Here is a 3,103-nt window from a genome sequence, read left to right as displayed (position 1 = left end):
CAATGGGAGAGTGTGGTTACCATACTCTCAATGCCCAAGGTAATTCGGGTAGTTAAATAACTCAACTGCCAAGCACAGACAACGCGCTCTTAACCCTATTAGGGTTTAATATTATGTGAGGAAAAGACCTTAGTGTGAAAGTGAGATGCTGAAAATAGAGTGAATGAACATGCTGGGATCTCCCAGAATAACAGGTGTGATAACCATAAAATGCGAAAACTATAAAGCTTAAATATTGTTCTGACTAAGTTAAACCCTGGGTGAGTCAGGTTTGACTTTGAAGCTGAGAGTTGGTAAGAAGGGGTATATTATATTGCCGAAGGCTGTTAGGGAGGCGGTTGGTATTGATGAAGGAGATGAGGTAATAGTTGAGATAAGGGATGGGATTGTGCTTAAGCCAGCTAAGAGAAAGGTCGATGTAGAGGAATTGTGGAGGTCTTTTGAGGAGCATTTAAAGAGGCTTAGAGAAATTGAGGAAAGGAGAGAGCCTAAGCCGGGGGAGGCTGCTGAATCATTCCTAGAGGATGAGTTTGAGTAATGAGGGTTTTCATAGATGCCCCATTGTTAATATATCTCAATGCAATAGTCAACCCTAACGTGAGAGCACCATACGAGAACTTTTATGTCAAGATTCTAAGTGAGTATAAGCCTTATACTGATGTGCTAGTACTTGATGAAGTCATTTACGTCTCGAAGAGGAAGTACAATATTCCATACAAAGTATCAATTGATTTCCTAAACTCACTTGTTCTTCCCTATATTACTATATTAGACATAGGCGAAGATGATTTTGAGCTTGCTGCAAAAATTCTACTCGAGTACAACGTAAAGCCCTCGGATGCAATACATTTAGGAGTTATGTTCAATAACGGTATTAACATTATTGTGAGTGAAGATAAAGAGCTTGACAAAGTGCAGACTGTTAAGAGACTCTGGCTCTAACCTTTTGTCTAAGCATCTGGCCTCCTCCCCACTCTTTATGGTGGGGCTCCCTTGGGCGGCTCATTGATTCGGGCTACATTCCAGGCTATTGCCCAGTTAAGCAATGAATTTAAAAATACTTGTTAATGCTTTTAATTATTTGTCTCTGTGATCCGCTATGCGATGAGAGATAGATCCTCAAATGGGAGTCTCGTGGCATTGGGCTCGACAGTGCTCCATGAGGCGCGGGTGAAGCCAGTGAGCCCCACACCAAGGGTCAACCCCCCTCACGGAATCAAAAATGATTAAATCAAGTTAGAAGTACCGTGAGTGGGGAAGCGCTATTGTCTCCTTCAGCTCTACACCAGTATCAATCATGTTACAGCTGAAAGCCTCATCATTTGTGGTGGGGATGAAAGCTTATAAGTTTTGCGCACAATATTCTTCGCGATAATGAGTGCTAATAATATTCACTATTTGGTGATGGGTTGCTCCCAAGGATTCGATGAGGGGTTGGCAACCCAGAGTATTCATATGGGGGATCTCTAACCACCCCAACTGCTCAGCAGATGACAGATGTGAAAACGAATAGATGCTGGGAACCGATGAATCGCTCTAAAGGGGCCCTCGCCCTTTATGGTTGGGAGGAGATTAGCCCTACATCACATGGTGTGGAACTCGTTTGAGGAACAGAATCTTTCGTTGTAGCTTTCTCAATTCTTTAGAATTAAAGTTTATGAATATTATTGCTGCAATGCCTGTATTGCAGTAATTACTTCTTCAAACCATCAATGCTTGATTGTCATCGCAATTGCATTGCTTTAATCGGCTTAAAAATTTTTTATACCCTATTCAACACAATTTATAGTGAACACTAAAAGAATCCACAAATGGAGAATCTCAAACAAGAGAAGCAGGATCAAAATCCAAAAATGGAATTGAAAGGCAAAAAACTATAACTATACTGTGTGTGCTTGTGGTGCTGTTTTTGTAATTATTGGAATTGCTTCAACGCATTTTGAGTATGCATTTGCCATGGCTTCTGCAACTTCTTTTGCATGGCTTTTGTCTTTTGCAAGCGCTATTATGCTTGGTCCTGCACCACTTATTGTTACACCCAAACTGTTTGCTTTTTTTGCTGCTTTCCTAACCTCTTCATAGCATGGAATTAGCTTTGATCTTGCAGGTTCAACAATTTCGTCAAGCTCCATCATCTTTCCAAATGTCTCCAAATCCCCTTGGAGAGCAGAAATCATCATAACAGCAACTCTACTCCAGTTAGCAACTGCTTTGCGCATCTCAACAGTTTTTGGAACAACTTCCCTCATAGCCTTTGTCTTTCCCTCGCCAAAAATGTTTTTAACAGGCATTGCAATAGCGAACCACGCATCAAAATCAACTTTCTTAACAACAAGTCCCTTATCCAAAATTGCTAATGCAACTAGTTTTCCAAGTGTGCTTGCAGCAACATTGTCGAAATGTGGAGAGCCAGCTGCATAGGCCTCTGCTAAACCAGCTATGTAAACCATTTCCTCTGGTTTGATACTTGGATAAAACAAATTTGCTAAAGCAACAACAGTTGCAGCTGCAGAAGCTCCACTACTACCAAGACCAGAGCCTATTGGAACACCTTTGAAAAGCCTGATAACAACATCAACATCTTCTAATCCAAGCCCCTTAAACTGCTTAAACTCCTTGACAGCTCCAACAACAGTTGTTGGATTGCTCACCTGATTTGCGTAAGGACCGTAAACACTTTCAACAATCACTTTTCCAGAGCCACTCTCAACCCTAACCTCAACCTCGTCATAGAAAGCATCAAGAGCAACAGCTAAAGCATCAAAACCAGGTCCAAGATTTGCAGAGCTACAGTATGCTCTAACCCTAATACTTCTCAATGTTTTGTCCACCAAAAATGGAGGTATGGATTTAAACAAATAAAGCTTTTTGCAAAACCCTAAAACTGGTGAATAAAATGAAAATAGTTGACTTGACAATGACTATAAAGTCCAAGTCACCTGTATACCCAACATACATAAGCCCTGTTGTGCATACATGGACAAGTCACAGAGAGCATGGCTTCTACAGCAACCTTCTAATACTAAACGACCACACGCTAACACATGTTGATTGCCCTGCTCATATGATAGAAAATGGTGCTACTGTAGATTCCCTTCCGCTT

General features: G+C 41.1%; 4 protein-coding genes. 3 read left to right on the top strand and 1 reads right to left on the bottom strand.

Annotation, left to right across the window (positions count from 1 at the left end):
• The first annotated feature begins 271 nt into the window (after window positions 1-271).
• Together QPL79_RS09225 and QPL79_RS09220 are read left to right on the top strand one after the other, a co-directional pair.
• Window positions 272-538 carry an AbrB/MazE/SpoVT family DNA-binding domain-containing protein gene (locus QPL79_RS09225; RefSeq protein WP_285274531.1) on the top strand — a complete coding sequence of 89 codons (267 nt, stop codon included), beginning with the start codon at window positions 272-274 and terminating at the stop codon, window positions 536-538.
• Between the two features lie 59 nt (window positions 539-597).
• Window positions 598-942 carry a type II toxin-antitoxin system VapC family toxin gene (locus tag QPL79_RS09220; protein ID WP_350309106.1) on the top strand — a complete coding sequence of 115 codons (345 nt, stop codon included), beginning with the start codon at window positions 598-600 and terminating at the stop codon, window positions 940-942.
• A 938-nt stretch (window positions 943-1,880) separates the two neighbouring features.
• Here the strand turns inward: QPL79_RS09220 and QPL79_RS09215 are convergent.
• Window positions 1,881-2,819, bottom strand: a complete 939-nt coding sequence (locus QPL79_RS09215) for a homoserine kinase (RefSeq protein WP_285274529.1) — start codon at window positions 2,817-2,819, stop codon at window positions 1,881-1,883.
• A 77-nt stretch (window positions 2,820-2,896) separates the two neighbouring features.
• On the opposite strand from QPL79_RS09215, the gene QPL79_RS09210 reads away from it, so the two are divergent.
• A partial coding sequence (locus QPL79_RS09210; protein WP_285274528.1) for a cyclase family protein occupies window positions 2,897-3,103 on the top strand: 207 nt, incomplete at its 3' end.

It is taken from the genome of Ignisphaera cupida (assembly GCF_030186535.1).
GTDB lineage: Archaea > Thermoproteota > Thermoprotei_A > Sulfolobales > Ignisphaeraceae > Ignisphaera > Ignisphaera cupida.
This window is presented reverse-complemented; position numbering and strand designations above follow the sequence as displayed.